This is a genomic window from Paenibacillus sp. 203 (assembly GCF_037027525.1).
Lineage (GTDB): Bacteria > Bacillota > Bacilli > Paenibacillales > Paenibacillaceae > Paenibacillus > Paenibacillus polymyxa_B.
On the sequence record NZ_JAXCHD010000006.1, the window covers coordinates 157,275 to 173,836 of the forward strand.

Below are 16,562 nucleotides of genomic sequence, written 5' to 3' on the forward strand. Positions count from 1 at the left end.
ATTAAACAATTCTAATCTGGAAGAACAGCGCAGGCATAGCATATAATAATTATATCGGCTGATCCTTCGTGATTAACTGAAACATGGTGATATTGCGGTCATAATGGCTTGGGGTTCCATCTTGATTGCGCACCCGAATCATCTCGCTACTGAATAACTCGATATATCCACAGCCAATCTCACAGTATACACCTGTAGGGTCCTCTTGCCAGACCGAAACGAGGTGTTGAGATAGCGCCGCGGTGAAAAATTCGATGTTTTTTTGCAGTACGCGTGGCGTTTTCTTGGGTTCCATAACGTAAATCCTCCCTATATCATGCCATTTGAAAATCAGCAATTGAACGTGGCTACTAAATGATTACTACACATCATAATGAACATAAACAACTGAAAAAGGAACGGTTTGTTAATCTACTCTATGAAACAGACGTAAACACTGTACCGCTTAATGCTATTTTTGTAAAGCGTCCGATTGACCTTTTCAAACATCCAGATTGTGTTTACACACATTTTACATTGCGTTTACACTGCTGTGATGCTAGTGCGTTTCATCTAATAGTACAATAAAGGGATACTATACTGCATGAATTGATGGAGGCCATATGTTGATAGAGAGTCAGAATAAGGATAAAGCCGGGTCAGAACGTTACTTTAACCGAGATTTAAGCTGGATTGAATTTAATCGCCGTGTGCTTCAGGAAGCTCAGGATGCAGATACACCGTTGCTGGAGAGAGCCAAATTTTTGGCGATTGTATCTAGCAATTTGGATGAGTTTATGGCTGTTCGTGTTGCAGAGACGCGCGAGAAGATCAAGGCGGGTTTTATGCAAAAGGATTTTACGGGATATACCCCCTCCGGTTTGTACAAACGACTGATCAAGCGTACCGTCTCGATGGTATCAGAACAATACCGGACCTATCGTGATATTTCTCGCCTCTTGACGAAAAAAGGTCTTTTACTGCTCGAATATGAAGACTTAAATACAACACAGCGCAAGTCGCTGGATGCATATTTTCATGAAATTATATTTCCGGTACTCACGCCGATGGCGGTCGATCAGAGCCGTCCTTTTCCACTCGTTCACAATAAATACGTATATTTAGCGGTCGTCTTGAGACGTCCAGGGGATACGGAGGAGGATAAACCGCTTTTTGCCATTGTGCAGGTGCCTTCGAATATTCCACGTGTTGTTACCGTGCCTTTGCGGTCGAACAGCAAGAAGAAATCATTTATTTTAATTGAGGAACTAATCAAGCATCACATCCAAACGCTGTTCACCGGATATGTTCCAGAGGCGGTTCATGCCTTTCGTGTTACGCGTAACTCCGATTTATCCATTAATGAAGAAGAGATCGAAGATTTGCTCGAAGAGATTGAAAAAGAGCTGCGTCGAAGACGCCGGGGGGCGCCGGTTAGACTGGAAGTAGAAAAAGGGATTCATCCCTATGCCCTGATGGAGCTTCAACGCGAATTCAAGCTGTTCGATCATGTGTTTGAGATGGACGGGCCGCTCGATCTGACATTTTTGTCGTCTTTTGCCGATCATTTGGAGGGGTATTCGCATTTGAAATTTCCGGCAATCAAACCACTGTATCCAGAAGAACTGCCCCCACAAGAGGATATTTTCAACGTACTTCGTAAACGAGACGTGCTCGTGTACCATCCATATGAATCATTCGATGCGGTAACTGATTTTATCATTGAGGCATCAGAGGACCCGGATGTGATGGCAATCAAAATGACCCTGTACCGTGTCAACGGGGAATCGAAGCTGATTCCGGCATTGGCACGTGCGGCCGAATCGGGCAAGCAGGTAACGGTGGTGGTAGAGCTGAAAGCCCGTTTTGACGAGGAGCGTAATATTGCCTGGGCGCGTACGCTTGAAAAAGCAGGCTGTCACGTAGTGTATGGATTGGTTGGCTTGAAGACGCACGCCAAAATCATTCTTGTCATACGCCATGAGCGTAACGCACTCAAACGATATGTGCATGTAGGTACAGGCAATTATAATGAAAGCACGGCGCGCGTGTATACGGATATCGGATTGTTTACGTCGGATCCGGTACTGGGAGAGGATGCCTCCGAACTGTTTAATGAAATTACGGGATTCTCTGCGCTCAAGACTTTGCAAGCTTTTACGGTGGCTCCAACGGGAATGAAGAACAAGCTGTTTGAGCTCATCCGTAGGGAAGCAGAGCAAGCATTGGCAGGTAAGCCCGCCCGGATTATTGCCAAGATCAACTCCTTATCCAATCAAGAGATGATCGATGAACTATATGCGGCTTCCCAGGCAGGTGTGAAGATTGATCTTATCATTAGAGGGGTCTGCTGTTTGCGTCCCGGTGTGGAAGGATTCAGCGAGAACATACGTGTCATCAGTATTGTAGACCGCTTCCTGGAGCATTCCAGATTGTTTTATTTTGAAAATGGAGGGAACTCCGAGTTATTTTTGTCCAGTGCGGATTGGATGACGCGCAATTTGACCCGCCGAATTGAACTGATGTGCCCGATTTATGATGACGGGATCAAAGAAATGCTGGCAGATATTCTGCATTTATCGTTAAGGGATAATGTGAAGGCACGCCAGCTTTTACCTAACGGCAGCTATCAATTTGTGTCCAGAAACGACAAAGAGGCTCCCATTAGGAGCCAATCTGAAGCGATGAAGGTTAGAAATTGGAAGAAGGTAGAATGGACCACGACAATGTAAGGTTCCACGCCTTTTGAAAATCCTTGGCAACCGATTCTAGCTCCCGTTGTTCTAATATGGGTTCACTCTTGCTTTCCAGACGAAGATGCAGTGCGTCATCCCCAGTAGTGGGATTGATGCTGGTAATCATTCCCGACTCACTCCGATCCATGCCAATCGCGAGCTGGAGCAGCGAGCCGAGCCGATGTACACGTTCCTCGTCGGAAGGCTCCAAAATATCGGCATGTGTGCGTAGCAAACGGGGAGTCCGGTTCTTGGGATGGTAATCCGCGATCAACGCGGCTAGTACCGTTTCCCTATGGGACAGACCGCCAATGCCTGCATGTAAAATCCAGAATACGGAATTCTGGCGGAAATGATAGTAATTCAAGGCAGCCCCCGTTTTGTAAAGAGTTGCTGCGGTCAGTAACAAGCGCTTGTCCATAGCAGCTGAGGTTCCGTTAGCCAATGTGTCATAAAGACGGACGGCGTACTCGTTAACCCGCTTGACATGCGCTTCGCTAACCGGGACAGCAAACGAAAGGATATTGCGAATGGATGTGATAAGCGGATTAGCTACCACGGGCTGTTCAGCGTTGACCAGCTCATGAAATAGGCCGTCTCGCAGACCCGCTCCACTGACCAAATACGCGGAGCCTTGAGCAGCTTCAAATATCGTTTTCAATATAATAAGACCCGGTACAATGATGTCGGCTCTGTCCTTGGACAGGCCGGCTGTTTTTTTGCGTTTTTCATAGGGAAGATGGGGCAGACTGCCATAGAAGTAATCGACATCTTCTATCGTCATTTCGTAATGGTGTGTCACAGGAAGTGAGTAATCCTGCCGCTTCTGATTGATTTTAGCCAAAGTACGCAGGGTTCCGCCCAGCCCGATGAATGGCAGACCCGGATTGGAGAAGATCCAATCATGATTTTGCAGTGAAGAACGGACAAAGCTCTCCATTTCCTCAATCTGCTGAGGAGACCATTCGCCATTCTTAACCTCACGTCCAAAGCGCCAATTCATATTGACGGCGCCAAAGGGAAATGACACCGTATGCAGTCGCTTTCGATCGCGGAACAGCGTAATTTCGGTACTGCCACCCCCGATGTCAATAATGATTCCGTCACTTACATTCATAGTGTTCACTACGCCCAGAAAACCGGCATAGCCTTCTTGCTCCCCGCTCAGTATTTCCAGTGTTAAATTTGTCTCCTCCGCGATCCATTGGACGATTTCGTCCGAATTCGTGGCATTGCGGATGGCTGCCGTTGCTGCTGCACGCATACGGACCACCCCGTGCATATGGCATACCGCCATAAATTGGCGTAACAATGGAGCGATGCTTCGAATCGCCTCCCGTTCCATACGGCCGTTGGCCCCAACCTTTTCGCTCAGTCGGGCAGCTTCTTTGCATTCCTGCACAATTCGATAGGCTCCTGTCTCTGTCATTTCATAGATCACCAGACGTATGGAGTTTGAGCCAATGTCCATGATGCCAATTTTGCTATTCATGAGTTGACCTCCTTGTTGAAAAAACGATTTGCCGGTAATTTCCGTTGCTCCGTGCAAATGGTAGTAGATTATTGTCATTGTACCAGTGATGTTCGGTGCATGCTACCGTTCGCCATGATCTTGTCGAAATAGGCACATGCCGCGGACAATCATCCAAGAATAGAACATTCCTGTTGAGTATGTATAAGTATACCTGACGGCGAAAGGAGAGGGTTAGATGAGACAACTTGCAAGCAAATGGCTAAAGACGAAGGCGCTGCTCCACCATCCACATACCGCCGTTTATATACCGGAAACCTGTCTATATAGTGAAGAACAATTGCGCATGATGCTGCGGCGGCATGCTTTTGTATTTATAAAACCTGTGAAAGGAGGCGGAGGAGTCGGAGTCATGCGTGTGGCAAAGGAGCGTAGGGGATACACCTGTACGCGTATGGAGCACACGCACCGGTTCAGTCATTTTAAAGCGCTTGTAATCGGAATTAATAAGCTCAGAATCCAACGTCCATATCTCATTCAACAAGGCATCCAACTGGCAAGTATTCAAGGTAGACCTGTCGACTATCGAGTCAAAGTTGTGAAGGAAGGGCAGAGATGGGTTTTCCGTGCGGTGGTTGCACGTCATGCTCGGCCTGGGCTGGTCATTACGAATCTGTGCAAAGGGGGAACTTTGCTGAAGGGAACAGAGGCGCTTCGGATGATATATCCCCGGCGGCTTGCTACTCAAAAGCGGCGAGAGATCATTGAACTTACACGACGCTGTATTCCTGTACTGGAAAGAAGATTTCCTGGGATCGGACAACTGGGATTTGATTACGGGCTTAATCAGAGTGGACGGGTATGGATTTTAGAGGTTAATACAAGACCGCAATAAATTTCTGATTTCTTTAAAAAAATTCCAATATAATCTATTAACAAGACGCTAAATATAATATATTTGTATAAATAATAAAAATATTTTTTTTGTGTTCGAGCGTCAAAATTCTGTGTATAAATATTGTCCACATTATCCCCTGTCACATATATGGGTTAACGACACTTACCAACAATTTATACACAGGATTTCCACAATTGACTGTGGATAACATAACGCTTGTTCCGATTTTGGTATTTTGATAGAATAGATTTTGAAATAAAAGGAAAGGTTGTGTCGAGGATGGCTATGCTGACGGATGAAATGCTTTTGGATTCCTATCAGATGGCAATCGAGCTTAAACTTGAATGTGACTTCATTGCACTGTTGCTGGCTGAGATTCACAAAAGAAATCTAGAGATGAATACAGCCGTAGTCCTTCATTAGACCGGACAAGCTCTCGTACTGCGACTGTAAAGTCATTCAGGGTTCGGATGACTTTACGGACAATCACTGCAACGAATAGGCACACCGTAAAAAAGGGTATTTCACTCCAAAGAATCAAATTTGGAGTAAAATACCCTTTTTTGTCATAGTCTAAACTAGACTACAATTTCATGTTACTGCTGTGCCCGGGAGACAACTTGGCATCTGGATCTACATAGACCTTGGCGTTGTTGACTGCCGTAGGAGCTTCACCAAAGCCGACCGCAATCAGCTTGAGCTTGCCTGGATAGGTCGTAATGTCCCCTGCGGCGAAAATGCCGGGAATATTTGTTTCCTGGCGAGAGTCGACCACGATAGAGTTACTTTCGATTTCAATTCCCCATTCAGCAATCGGGCCAAGTGTGGATACAAATCCAAAGTTAACGATCACATCGTCCACTTCAATTTCCTGTGTTTCTTTGGTTTTTACATGAGCAAGAGTGACTTTAGTAATCGTGTCTTCTCCATGCAATTCTGTAATTTCCGTTGGTGTAATAACGTTTACTTTGGAAGCGAGGAGGTTTTCGACACTGTGTTCATGCGCACGGAATTTGTCACGGCGGTGAATCAATGTAACCTGTTCTGCAATCGGTTCCAGCATAAGTGCCCAGTCTACAGCAGAGTCACCACCACCACTGATAAGCACTTTTCGGCCTGCAAATTTGCTCAGGTCGCTGACAAAGTAATGCAGGTTCGTTTTTTCAAAACGCTCGGCACCTGGAAGCTCCAGTCTGCGCGGCTCGAAAGCACCAACACCAGCGGTAATAATAACCGCTTTACCATGATACTCGCCACCTTTGTCTGTTTTTACAATGAAGTGGCGTTCTTCCTTTTTCTCTAACGATACGACTTTCTCTTCTAGCTGCACCTCTGGATTAAAGTGGTTCATTTGTTGAACCAAATTGTTAACCAGTTCTTGTGCAGTCACTTTAGGAAAGCCAGCAACGTCATAAATATATTTTTCAGGATAAAGGGCTGCAAGCTGGCCGCCCAGTTGGGGCATACTTTCAATTAAGGTGACGGATGCCTGACGCATTCCTCCGTAAAAAGCGGCGAAAATACCGGCTGGACCGCCTCCGATAATAATCAGATCGCGGATCTCCGCACCTGTGGATTGAGCTGTCACTCTAAAAACACCTCCGAAAGGGATAGTATGGGATTTGTAGATATTGAATCAGCCGCATAGAGGTTCAGATAGCCGCCGAACGCATGATTCACTGTTTATCATTATAAACTGCTGGGTTCCGCTTGCAAAGTTAAAGCGATTAATATTTGATGAAGACTTTTCTGTGAGTATCAATTAACCGTTTTGAGAGAACAGCTGTGAACAATTAATGATTATGATTATGTATATCGGAAGGGGTAGAAGCATGAGCAGTATTCCCAAAATTGTCATTGTGGGCGCCGGATATGGCGGTATATTGACGGCTCAGCAATTGCAAAAGGAGCTCAAGCACAATGAGGCGGATGTCACGCTAATCAACCGTCATGATTACCACTATATTACGACACATCTTCATATGCCTGCGGCAGGTACAGATACGATTGAACATTCAAGGATTCCGATTGCTCAGCTAATCGATGAGTTCAAGGTGGATTTAGTCAAAGGAACGGTTAAGGAAATCATACCAAAGGAGAAAAAAATCGTGCTGGAGGATGGCTCGCTGTCCTACGATTATTTGGTCATCGGACTAGGCGGGGAGCCAGAAACATTCGGTATTCCGGGGATGGATAAGTTCGCGCTGACGATTCGCAGTATTAACTCGGTTCGCCTGATTCGTGAGCATATTGAATACCAACTGGCCCTGTATAAAAATGACGGTAAGCCAGGTCGCCTCAATTTTGTCGTTGGGGGCGCTGGTTTCAGCGGGATTGAGTTTGTAGCGGAGTTGGCGGATCGTTTGCCACAGCTCGCTAGAGCGTATGACATCGATTTTAACCGGATTCAAATCATTAACGTCGAGGCAGCTCCTACGGCACTGCCAGGGTTCGATCCTGAACTGGTGGAGTATGCGATGGATGTCCTTAAGCGTAAAGGGGTCACCTTCCGCATTGGAATTCCGATTAAGGAATGCTTGCAGGATGGTGTAATTGTTGGTGAGGGTGAGAAAATCGAAGCCTGCACGGTGGTGTGGACGGGAGGGATTCGTGGGAACGGATTAATTGAGAAAGCCGGATTCGAAGTGATGCGCGGAAGGGTGAAAATCGACGATTTTCTGCGTGCACCCGGCCACGATGATATTTTTATTATCGGGGACAGCTCCCTGATGTTTAATCCCGAAGGACGTCCTTATCCACCGACTGCCCAAATTGCGATGCAGCAAGGGGTCCTTTGTGCTAAGAATCTGGCCGCTACTCTTCGCAAAAAGGAGCTGCACAAGTTCGTATTTTCCAACAAAGGGACGGTTGCTTCGCTTGGAAAAGGCGAAGCCGTCGCCGTGGTGGGCAAACGTAAAATAAAAGGCTGGGTGGCCGCACAATTGAAAAAAATTGTGGATCTCCGCTATCTGTTCATCATTGGCGGAATTCCACTGGTACTGAAAAAGGGACGGTTTTTCTAACCTCAGACGAGTAGTCAACATGCAAAAACAATACGAGCAGAAAAAGGTTTCCACAGCTCTTATACAGGAGCTCGGAGGCCTTTTTTTCATTGTTCTTGTTATCATTATAGTTTTAGATCTTATAAAAAAGGATTCCGTCGTCCCGAAAGTGGGAGTTCACGAAATCCTCGGTTTTATTCAGTAAAGAGTTGATGTCTGCATCTTACAGCTTCAACATGTCTTCAAATGTCTCTTCATTCAACACGCTGCCGACATAGAAGGAGCCGAATTCACCGTAACGGGCACTGACTTCATCAAAACGCATTTCGTAGATTAGCTTCTTGAACTGAAGTGCGTCATCGGAGAACAGTGTTACGCCCCATTCCCAATCGTCAAAGCCGACGGAACCGGAAATGATTTGCTTTACTTTGCCAGCATAGCTGCGTCCAATTAAACCGTGGCTGCGCATCAAGGTGCGACGCTCGTCCATCGAAAGCATATACCAGTTGTCGTCCAAGTCACGTTTTTTGTTCATTGGATAGAAGCAAATATAACGCGCCTTGTTTAATACGGGCTTCAATCGTGCGACGATTTGTGGATTTTGCATTGGATCTTCATCTTTGCTCAAATAATTACTTAGTTCCACCACACTCACATAAGAATAGGTTTTGGTTGTATATTTGGCGAAGGTTGTTTTGTTAAAGTCATTTTCCAGTTTATTGAGGTCTTCCAGCGTTTCGCGCAGGTGCATCATGACAAAATCAGCCTTTTGTCCGACTACAGTATAGACAGCTGAGCTGCCCAGACCCGCTTCCTCTGTAACGTTCCATTCCTTCATAAACTCTTGAAGCTCGTCCAGTGCTCCGGCGCGCTCTTCATCGTCTGCGGTCTTCCATGCTGTCCAGTTGATGGACCGGAAATCGTGAAGCGCATACCAGCCTTCCAGTGTGGAGGCTACTTCGTTGGGTGTTGCTGGGGTTTGTTGTGGTTGATGTTGACTCACGATCTACACTCCTTTACGATCTGTAAATGATAATCGGCTTAGCCGAAATATGTGTACTTCCTTATATCTTCCTGTATCCAAATACGTGATGCTTACCATTATATTGTAGCTCAAAGTAAAGCTTTTCACCAATGAAAGAAGTGTGAAGAATTTTATTTTTACCATGATGCAGGTCACAAAGTCATAAAATAGTTAGTATTCTCGAAAAAAGTAGAACTCAGACGAATATGGCTGCCAAAAAGGAGAACAATTGCCCTTATTTTGTTGGTCCCACGAGAAGGCAAGTATGATAGAATAGAAAAACATCTTGGAGACCGTTATGTCAGGAAAGGAAGAATGTTGGAATGCGGATGAAAAACCTGCTGCACTATACTGAGAACCACCGCTATTGCGTTTATCGGGAATTTGGCTTGAGCGCACTGGATGAATTGATGCTGGGAAGCGTCTATCAGCCGATGGTAGGCGCATTTGCGGTCAGTCTGTATCGACTGTTGTTCCAGCATGTGCCAGTTGGACAAATCGGTTATTCGCCGCTGGAACAGCAGCGTCGCCTTTTTCTGACACTGGGACTGGAGCCGAGTGAGAAGGGACGCAAGTATTTGATTGAACAGACCTCCAAGCTGGAGGCCGTCGGTCTGTTACAGACGTCCAGGCTGTATGCACCCGAAACGGACGACTATATGTACGAATATGAGATGCAGCCACCGCTTGCACCTGCTGAATTTTTCAGAACACAGCATCTCACCCTTTTGTTGAGAGACAAAATCGGTAAGTTTGCAGTGCTCTCTCTGAGAGAATCGTTGTGGAGCAGGGAATCTAGCGAATGGTCGCAATCTTCCTATAATAAAGAGAATATTTCGATTCCTTTCTACGAGTTATTTGAACTGAATACCCATGTTATAGATTATGAACTGGAGCAGGCGCTGTCCGAGGTGTCCACTAGCCGTCAGACTGGAGCACTAGCGTCAGAATCGGAGGAAGCATTGAATTATGCAGATATTATTCTCCGTTTTCCGCGTGAATCTGCCAATCGTAAGCACGTGGAGCGTCTTCGGTTTGAGCACGAGCAGTTAGGCATGGTCAATTACGTTGTTCGCAAATTTGACCTCTCTGTACAGGATATTAGTCGCTTGCTGGATGAGGATGGTATTTTTACCGAAGCAGGCGATTTGTTGCTCGACGAGCTTCAGCTTCGAGCTAGTCAGCACTCCAGACAGGATCGGAAGCGTCAGGAGGAACAGCAGGTACAGGCCGCCAAAGTGGTCGCCTTGCGTCAGAGGGAAACTTCCGCATCTGAAGAGCCGCCTGCAGAACAGGCTGTGGAAATGGAATTTTATGTGGAGGTTCCACCACAATTCACAGCCAAATGTGACATTCACCAGTATAATATGATGTTGCGCAACGAGCCTTATCGTCGTTTGCTGCAAACCTTTTTCCCCGGCACGGTTCCCGGTAACCTGCTGGATATATTCGAGAAAATTGATATCAGCTATAAGCTGCCCGGTGAAGTCATCAACGTACTGATCCATTATTTAATGTCACTGCTCGTATCTGGGAGCGATCAGCGGATTAACCGCAACTTTGTCGAGGCCGTTGCTTCCAACATGCTGCTTAAGCAGGTAAATACTTACGAAAAAGCCGTTCAATATATAAGGGATCAAGCCAAGGTAAAAGGAAAACAGTCCTCTGCTTCTCCTTCCGGCGGCCGATCCCGCGCATATGCCAAAAATAACGGGCCTGCCAAGCCATCCATTCCAATCGTACAGGATCACCCTTCCGAGGAGTCTGTATCTGAGGAAGAATTGGATGAACTGCTGCGTCTGGCCGAACGAATGCAATCCGGTAAACAGAAAAAGGTGTAGGTGTCCATAACTCTGCACATTTTAGAAAGGAGGAGCGTTCTTGGAATCACTGGGCGATTTGCTACAGCAGATGCAGAACCCTTCGTTTCGCCAGCGCACTCGCAATGTAGCCGATCAAGTTCTAAATGATCCGCTCGTGCAGGAGTTTTGTGCTGCTCATCCTGATGTGGACGAAACACAATTGCGACTCAACATGAGCATGCTCTTTCAGTATGCCCGGGATCGTCGAAATTGCGACAATTGTCCGGGGCTGGAACGATGTCCTAACGATTTTCAGGGCCACTTTTGCAAGCTGGGCGTGGAATATCCGAATGGAATAGCCGAAATCGTGGACATTCGGACCCCATGTGCGAAGTTGGTTGCTTCCCAACATGAACAACGGGTGCGTCAGCGAATTAAAAGCTTCTATGTGGATGAACGCGCCCTTCTGGAGGGATATAACGCTCTTGAAATTGCGCGCAAAGATTCACAACGTATGCCTGCCGTCACACAGCTATTCCGTTACATTGAAGAGACGAAAAGTCAGGGTCTATCCAAAAAAGGACTGTATCTGGAAGGTACATTTGGTACGGGTAAAACTTTTTTGATGGGCTATCTATTGCACGAGCTGGCCCTGTCGGGTCTGAACGGTGTGATCGTGTATATGCCTGATTTTGTGGAGGACTTAAAGTCCATGATTCAGGACGGGCAGAAGCTGAAGGAAACGACCGAAATGCTCAAAAATTGTGATCTGCTCGTATTTGACGATATTGGTGCCGAAAATTTAAGCCCGTGGGTACGGGACCATGTGATGGGCTCCATACTGAATTACCGAATGAATCGCAAACCGACCTTTTATACTTCCAATTACTCATTGCAAGGGCTGGAGAAGCATCTCAGCTTTACGAGCAAGGACGGAGAGGAAATGTACAAAGGACAACGCTTGATGGACCGGATTCGTCCTTTTGTAGATGTCATTACCGTAAAGGGAAAAAATCAGCGGGGGTAAGCGTTTTTCCGTCTGCTATTTTGATATCTTACAATTAAAAGACTATTGTGATATAATTAAAAGGTGTCGAAACAGACATTACAGGTTATAATAATCTTGACTTTTCTATAAAGGAGGAACATACAATGGCAATTGTTAACGTGTCCGATCAATCCTTCAACGCAGAAGTCGAAGGCACAGGAACCGTTTTGGTTGATTTTTGGGCGCCATGGTGCGGTCCTTGCAAAATGATCGCTCCTATTCTGGAGGATCTGTCCACAGAAGTTGGCGATAGCGTCAAAATCGCAAAGGTGAACGTGGATGAAAATCCAGAGTCTGCTTCCCGTTTCGGCGTGATGAGTATTCCTACCCTGATCGTCTTCAAAGACGGACAGCCTGTCGATAAAGTGGTAGGTCTGAACTCCAAAGAAGCACTGAAAAGCATGCTTACTAAACACCAATAATCATCGCATGTGACCCATGCTCCCGCGGGGGCTTGGTGGAGCGGCCATGAAAGGTCAATGCCTCCGGTTGTAAATACCGGGGGCGTTTTTGTGTATTATTCCTATATATTCTAAGTAGTTAGTTGAGTAATCATTAAGAATGGAAGGAGGAACCGGGCGAATGAAACCTTATGCGGAGGACTTGCAGAATCAGGAAAAGGCGCTGGAGAACATACGGCACAAATTAGCGTTACTGCCGGATGCATCAGGCTGTTACCTGATGAAGAATAGCGAAGGCACCATTATTTATGTCGGCAAGGCCAAAGTGTTGAAAAACCGGGTCCGTTCCTATTTTACAGGTAGCCATAACGGCAAGACGCAGCGACTGGTTTCCGATATCCGTGATTTTGAATATATCGTTACAGGCAGTAATATGGAGGCGCTCATCTTGGAGTGCAACCTCATTAAAAAGTACCAGCCGCGTTATAACGTGCTATTGAAGGATGATAAAACCTTTCCGTATTTGAAAATTACGAACGAGGCACACCCCAAGCTGGAGGTGACCCGTCGCGTTCTGAAAGATAAAGCAAAATATTTTGGACCGTACCCCAATTCCTACGCGGCACATCAGACGAAGAAGCTGCTGGATCGTATGTATCCGTTACGCAAGTGTGGTGTAATGCCCAAGGAAGTGTGTCTGTATTATCACATGCATCAATGTTTGGGGCCTTGTGTGAAAGAGGTCGAGAAGGAAACGTATGACCAGATTGGTCAGGAGATTGGTTCCTTTTTGAGCGGGGGACATGAGGAAATTAAAAAGGATCTTCAGCGTAAAATGCAGGAGGCCGCAGAGGAATTGTATTTTGAGCGGGCCAAGGAGCTGCGAGATCAGATTATCAGCATCGACGCGATGATGGAAAAGCAGAAAATCACCACATCGGATGCGAAGGATCGAGATGTATTTGGTTTTTCAGTAGATAAGGGCTGGATGTGTGTACAAATCCTATATGTCCGCAAAGGTAAAATGATCGAGCGCCATATGTCGACTTTTCCTTTCTACGGTGAGGCTTACAGTGATTTTATGTCCTATGTGACGCAATATTATAGTGACAACCCGGCAGTGCCGCAAGAAATATTGCTTCCAGATTCTCCTAAGCTGATGCAGGCCGAACAGGTCAATGTCGATCAACCGGTTGCGGCAGAAACTGTACTCCACAGTGCAGCTACAACCGATGCTACCGGACAGACAGATGAGAAAGCGATACAAACGGAGACAGAGCCTTCTGCTGACTCATTGCTGGTGGCTGAAGAACGGGCAACTTATGCAGCAGCAACAAATCAAGACCAAGTTAGTGACCAAGATACCGGAGTAAAGGAAACAGAAACCCAACTATCCGGTGGACTGGAGGACCCGAGTACGGCGGCTCTCGCTCTGGCTGAATGGTTGGATGTAAAGGTACTTGTACCGCAGCGTGGACTGAAAAAGCAAATGACAGGCATGGCGACGGAAAATGCACGTGTTGCTTTGGATGAGAAGTTTAAGCTGATCGAGCGGGATGAGGAACGGACATCCAAAGCTGCAAGCAATCTCGGACGTGCCATTGGACTGGATAGCTTGCACCGGGTGGAGGCGTTTGATAACTCCAACATCCAGGGTTCCGATCCAGTCTCAGCCATGATCGTGTTTATTGATGGCAAGCCTGCCAAGAAGGAGTATCGAAAATATAAAATCCGTTCTGTGCAGGGACCCGATGATTATGAAACAATGCGTGAGGTTATCCGACGTAGATATGAACGTGTGCTTAAGGAAAATTTGGAACGTCCCGACTTGATCGTTGTCGATGGTGGACGTGGACAAATTAAGGCGGCGACCGATGTATTGCAAAATGAGCTGGGTTTGTTCATTCCTGTGTGTGGTCTGGTGAAGGATGCCAAACATAGAACTTCCCAACTATTAGTGGGAGAGTCCTCTGAGGCCGTGACACTTGCACGCAATAGCGAAGAATTTTATCTGCTGCAACGGATTCAGGACGAGGTTCACCGTTTTGCCATTACGTTCCACCGCGAGCAACGCGGCAAATCTATGGTAACTTCCCGGCTGGACTCTATTCCAGGCATCGGCGAGAAACGGCGTAAGTTACTGCTTAAGCATTTTGGATCGCTCAAAAAAATAAGAGAGGCCAGTGTCGAAGACTTCCGGCCTCTCTCTATTGGGGATAAGCTTGCGCGTCAGATTATAGCTGCCCTTCGGGAGGAGGAGTCGTAGAATACGGCTCCTCTTTTTTTATAGGTTCAAACATAATTCGATTTGGCTTTTTAGGACTAAACCAATAAATGATGTAACCCACGATGGCTGGAAGTAAGATCCAGAATAGACCAGCGCTCACATTCACAGTGTCTCCCAGACTCATCACACTAAGTCCCATTAGAATGCTGTCAAAAATAACGTGGCTGAACATGGCGGCAATAAAGCCGTAACGCAGGAACACAAAACTGAACAGCAAACCAAGAAAAGTCAGCTCAATAGGTCTGGAAATCACCGGATAGATCGGATAAAGCGTATGTCCCAGTGCCCAAATCAGCGTGGTGATCAGACAAGCAACAAAAGTGTTTTTCACTATTTTTTTGACCATCGGAATACCAAACAGACGGTAGACAGTCTCTTCTCCAATACCTGCCATCCACGCCATAATCGGCAGTAGCCATGGATAAGCCATATTGTAAGGGGATTGTGTGGCATCTGTGGTGGAGAATGTATTAAATGTGCGCTCCAGTATAAAGAATAAGATGGATTGTACCCCGAGTAAAATAAAGGCCCACAAGTAGCCAACATACATACTGCGAAGCACATACAACCCGTAGCCCGGCTCTTTTGCACGCGGCCATGCATTCAGTCCAACCTGACGCATAAGCCCGTCACCGCCGACCAAGGAGAAGTAGAGCGCTACAGCCATGAAAAAGGTAACACCAATCTGGAAAACCATAAGAAATATAAGCATGCCCTTACCGCCTGCTTCTGCTTGCAATAAAGGCAGCATGTTCATGGTCCCAGCTATACTAGCAATAAAGTATACAACGGATAGAACAATGCCGCGTACAAATGAAGTATGTCGTCGGGTGAGTGACGCATACACAATGGCAAGTACACCCAGTACAAAGCTAAATAGGGCATAACCCGCATAGGTCATCAAATTCGCCCAAAATGTTTGCTTTTCGATATAATCGGTATAGGACGACGGGGCCGAAAAGCTTTGGGTGAAGGAGCGAACATCACCGTCTTCAAAAGTAAAAGCCAGTGTAAGTACCGAGGCGCCGATTTTTTTATCGTCTACGGTATACTTTAATCCGCCTTCTTGTTCAGTGGTCGCAAGCTTCAAATCCGACGGCTTAAAGCCAAAGCGCTTGACCCATACTGCGGCCGCCTGCTCCTTGGCTTCGAGCGTCATGCCGTCCTCAGCCACACGTACAAGCCTGTTACGTGCTTGTTCATCCGTAGAAATATCAGCCTGTGTGTAATTGGTGCTGGAGGTGATCCGTTTAAAGCTAACGACCTTGCCAGTGGATAAATCCACATGAATTTGCAGTTTACTCTTCGCTGAGGATTCAGGCAGATCGACCCGAAAGGTTTCGTAAGGGTAACTTTTTTTCCATGTACGGTCGTACTGTTGAAGTAGTTTTTCTCTAGATAAATAACCGTACAAATCTGTTTCGGCCTGATAGGTCACGACAGGCTCCTCAGGCTGTGATTCAGTATAGCCCAGCTCGGAGCGGGCGAAGTCCAATGCGTGTATGACCGCTTCTTGTTTGCTGATGACCTTTGCGTTCATTACTGATTCTGGACTCGGATTGCTAAGCGAGGGAATAAGCAATTGAAAGATAAAAAAGCAAATCAGGCCAATCCCGCCCAGCAAGCCTAATTTTTTGAAGTTGGCCGTGAGCACGACCGGTTTCCCGATAGGATTCATGAGTTTCCTCCTTAATCTGTAAATAAGAACATCCATTAAAGATATCATACTGCACAGGTTCGCGCCAACAGACAAGCGATATTCATGAAAATAGAGTGAAAGCACTTTAAAGTTCCAATAAAATTAGATAAGCTGCGATTAAACGATGCCCATTCGCAAAATAAAGCCAATTTCACGTTTTTTCGGCGAAATCGGTTTTGTGATCTGGATATAGAAGGATTATAATCTTGAGGCAAT

The 16,562-nt window shown here is 46.2% G+C and carries 13 protein-coding genes; 8 read left to right on the forward strand and 5 right to left on the reverse strand.

Annotated elements, in window-relative coordinates:
• Positions 1-49: 49 nt before the first annotated feature.
• On the reverse strand, positions 50-295 hold the full coding sequence (locus tag WA407_RS15680; RefSeq protein ID WP_007431922.1) for a hypothetical protein: 246 nt from the start codon (positions 293-295) through the stop codon (positions 50-52).
• Positions 296-602: 307 nt separating this feature from the next.
• Here WA407_RS15680 and ppk1 point away from each other — a divergent pair, with 307 nt between their 5' ends.
• Positions 603-2,711, forward strand: a complete 2,109-nt coding sequence (ppk1, locus tag WA407_RS15685) for a polyphosphate kinase 1 (RefSeq protein WP_025724043.1) — start codon at positions 603-605, stop codon at positions 2,709-2,711.
• Here ppk1 and WA407_RS15690 read toward each other — a convergent pair.
• Positions 2,671-4,206, reverse strand: a complete 1,536-nt coding sequence (locus WA407_RS15690; protein WP_069290324.1) for a Ppx/GppA phosphatase family protein — start codon at positions 4,204-4,206, stop codon at positions 2,671-2,673. The two genes, ppk1 and WA407_RS15690, sit on opposite strands and share 41 nt — an antisense overlap.
• Before the next feature lie 217 nt (positions 4,207-4,423).
• Between WA407_RS15690 and WA407_RS15695 the strand changes: the two genes are divergently transcribed.
• A complete protein-coding gene (locus WA407_RS15695; RefSeq protein WP_336077740.1) occupies positions 4,424-5,080 on the forward strand; it encodes a YheC/YheD family protein in 657 nt (218 codons plus the stop codon).
• 282 nt (positions 5,081-5,362) lie between these two features.
• A complete protein-coding gene (locus WA407_RS15700) occupies positions 5,363-5,506 on the forward strand; it encodes a sporulation histidine kinase inhibitor Sda (protein WP_007431918.1) in 144 nt (47 codons plus the stop codon).
• A gap of 160 nt (positions 5,507-5,666) precedes the next feature.
• Here the strand turns inward: WA407_RS15700 and WA407_RS15705 are convergent, their stop codons facing one another.
• Positions 5,667-6,671, reverse strand: coding sequence for an NAD(P)/FAD-dependent oxidoreductase (locus tag WA407_RS15705; RefSeq protein ID WP_023990157.1), 1,005 nt, complete (start codon positions 6,669-6,671; stop codon positions 5,667-5,669).
• A gap of 244 nt (positions 6,672-6,915) precedes the next feature.
• Here WA407_RS15705 and WA407_RS15710 point away from each other — a divergent pair, with 244 nt between their 5' ends.
• On the forward strand, positions 6,916-8,106 hold the full coding sequence (locus tag WA407_RS15710; protein WP_025724040.1) for an NAD(P)/FAD-dependent oxidoreductase: 1,191 nt from the start codon (positions 6,916-6,918) through the stop codon (positions 8,104-8,106).
• 202 nt (positions 8,107-8,308) lie between these two features.
• On the opposite strand, the gene hemQ is transcribed toward WA407_RS15710, so the two are convergent.
• The gene (hemQ, locus tag WA407_RS15715; RefSeq protein ID WP_023990152.1) at positions 8,309-9,088 is read right to left on the reverse strand and encodes a hydrogen peroxide-dependent heme synthase; all 780 of its coding nucleotides are present in this window, start codon (positions 9,086-9,088) and stop codon (positions 8,309-8,311) included.
• 344 nt (positions 9,089-9,432) lie between these two features.
• Between hemQ and WA407_RS15720 the strand changes: the two genes are divergently transcribed.
• The 4 genes from WA407_RS15720 (at position 9,433) to uvrC (ending at position 14,626) form a co-directional block, all read left to right on the forward strand.
• Positions 9,433-10,950, forward strand: coding sequence for a helicase DnaB (locus tag WA407_RS15720; RefSeq protein ID WP_336077741.1), 1,518 nt, complete (start codon positions 9,433-9,435; stop codon positions 10,948-10,950).
• Positions 10,951-10,990: 40 nt separating this feature from the next.
• The gene (dnaI, locus tag WA407_RS15725; RefSeq protein ID WP_235308437.1) at positions 10,991-11,938 is read left to right on the forward strand and encodes a primosomal protein DnaI; all 948 of its coding nucleotides are present in this window, start codon (positions 10,991-10,993) and stop codon (positions 11,936-11,938) included.
• Positions 11,939-12,063: 125 nt separating this feature from the next.
• Positions 12,064-12,381 (forward strand): thioredoxin, encoded by a 318-nt coding sequence (gene trxA / locus WA407_RS15730; RefSeq protein ID WP_010347861.1) that lies wholly within the window; start codon positions 12,064-12,066, stop codon positions 12,379-12,381.
• 160 nt (positions 12,382-12,541) lie between these two features.
• On the forward strand, positions 12,542-14,626 hold the full coding sequence (uvrC, locus tag WA407_RS15735) for an excinuclease ABC subunit UvrC (protein WP_336077743.1): 2,085 nt from the start codon (positions 12,542-12,544) through the stop codon (positions 14,624-14,626).
• On the opposite strand, the gene WA407_RS15740 is transcribed toward uvrC, so the two are convergent.
• Positions 14,595-16,325 (reverse strand): CPBP family intramembrane glutamic endopeptidase, encoded by a 1,731-nt coding sequence (locus tag WA407_RS15740; protein WP_061830112.1) that lies wholly within the window; start codon positions 16,323-16,325, stop codon positions 14,595-14,597. The two genes, uvrC and WA407_RS15740, sit on opposite strands and share 32 nt — an antisense overlap.
• Positions 16,326-16,562 lie beyond the last annotated feature (237 nt).

What these genes read in the sequence shown, in the direction of transcription:
- WA407_RS15680 (WP_007431922.1), bottom strand. Translation starts at nt 295, where the DNA reads ATGGAACCCAAGAAAACGCCACGCGTACTGCAAAAAAACATCGAATTT.
- ppk1 (WP_025724043.1), top strand. Translation starts at nt 603, where the DNA reads ATGTTGATAGAGAGTCAGAATAAGGATAAAGCCGGGTCAGAACGTTAC.
- WA407_RS15690 (WP_069290324.1), bottom strand. Translation starts at nt 4,206, where the DNA reads ATGAATAGCAAAATTGGCATCATGGACATTGGCTCAAACTCCATACGT.
- WA407_RS15695 (WP_336077740.1), top strand. Translation starts at nt 4,424, where the DNA reads ATGAGACAACTTGCAAGCAAATGGCTAAAGACGAAGGCGCTGCTCCAC.
- WA407_RS15700 (WP_007431918.1), top strand. Translation starts at nt 5,363, where the DNA reads ATGGCTATGCTGACGGATGAAATGCTTTTGGATTCCTATCAGATGGCA.
- WA407_RS15710 (WP_025724040.1), top strand. Translation starts at nt 6,916, where the DNA reads ATGAGCAGTATTCCCAAAATTGTCATTGTGGGCGCCGGATATGGCGGT.
- WA407_RS15720 (WP_336077741.1), top strand. Translation starts at nt 9,433, where the DNA reads ATGCGGATGAAAAACCTGCTGCACTATACTGAGAACCACCGCTATTGC.
- trxA (WP_010347861.1), top strand. Translation starts at nt 12,064, where the DNA reads ATGGCAATTGTTAACGTGTCCGATCAATCCTTCAACGCAGAAGTCGAA.
- uvrC (WP_336077743.1), top strand. Translation starts at nt 12,542, where the DNA reads ATGAAACCTTATGCGGAGGACTTGCAGAATCAGGAAAAGGCGCTGGAG.
- WA407_RS15740 (WP_061830112.1), bottom strand. Translation starts at nt 16,325, where the DNA reads ATGAATCCTATCGGGAAACCGGTCGTGCTCACGGCCAACTTCAAAAAA.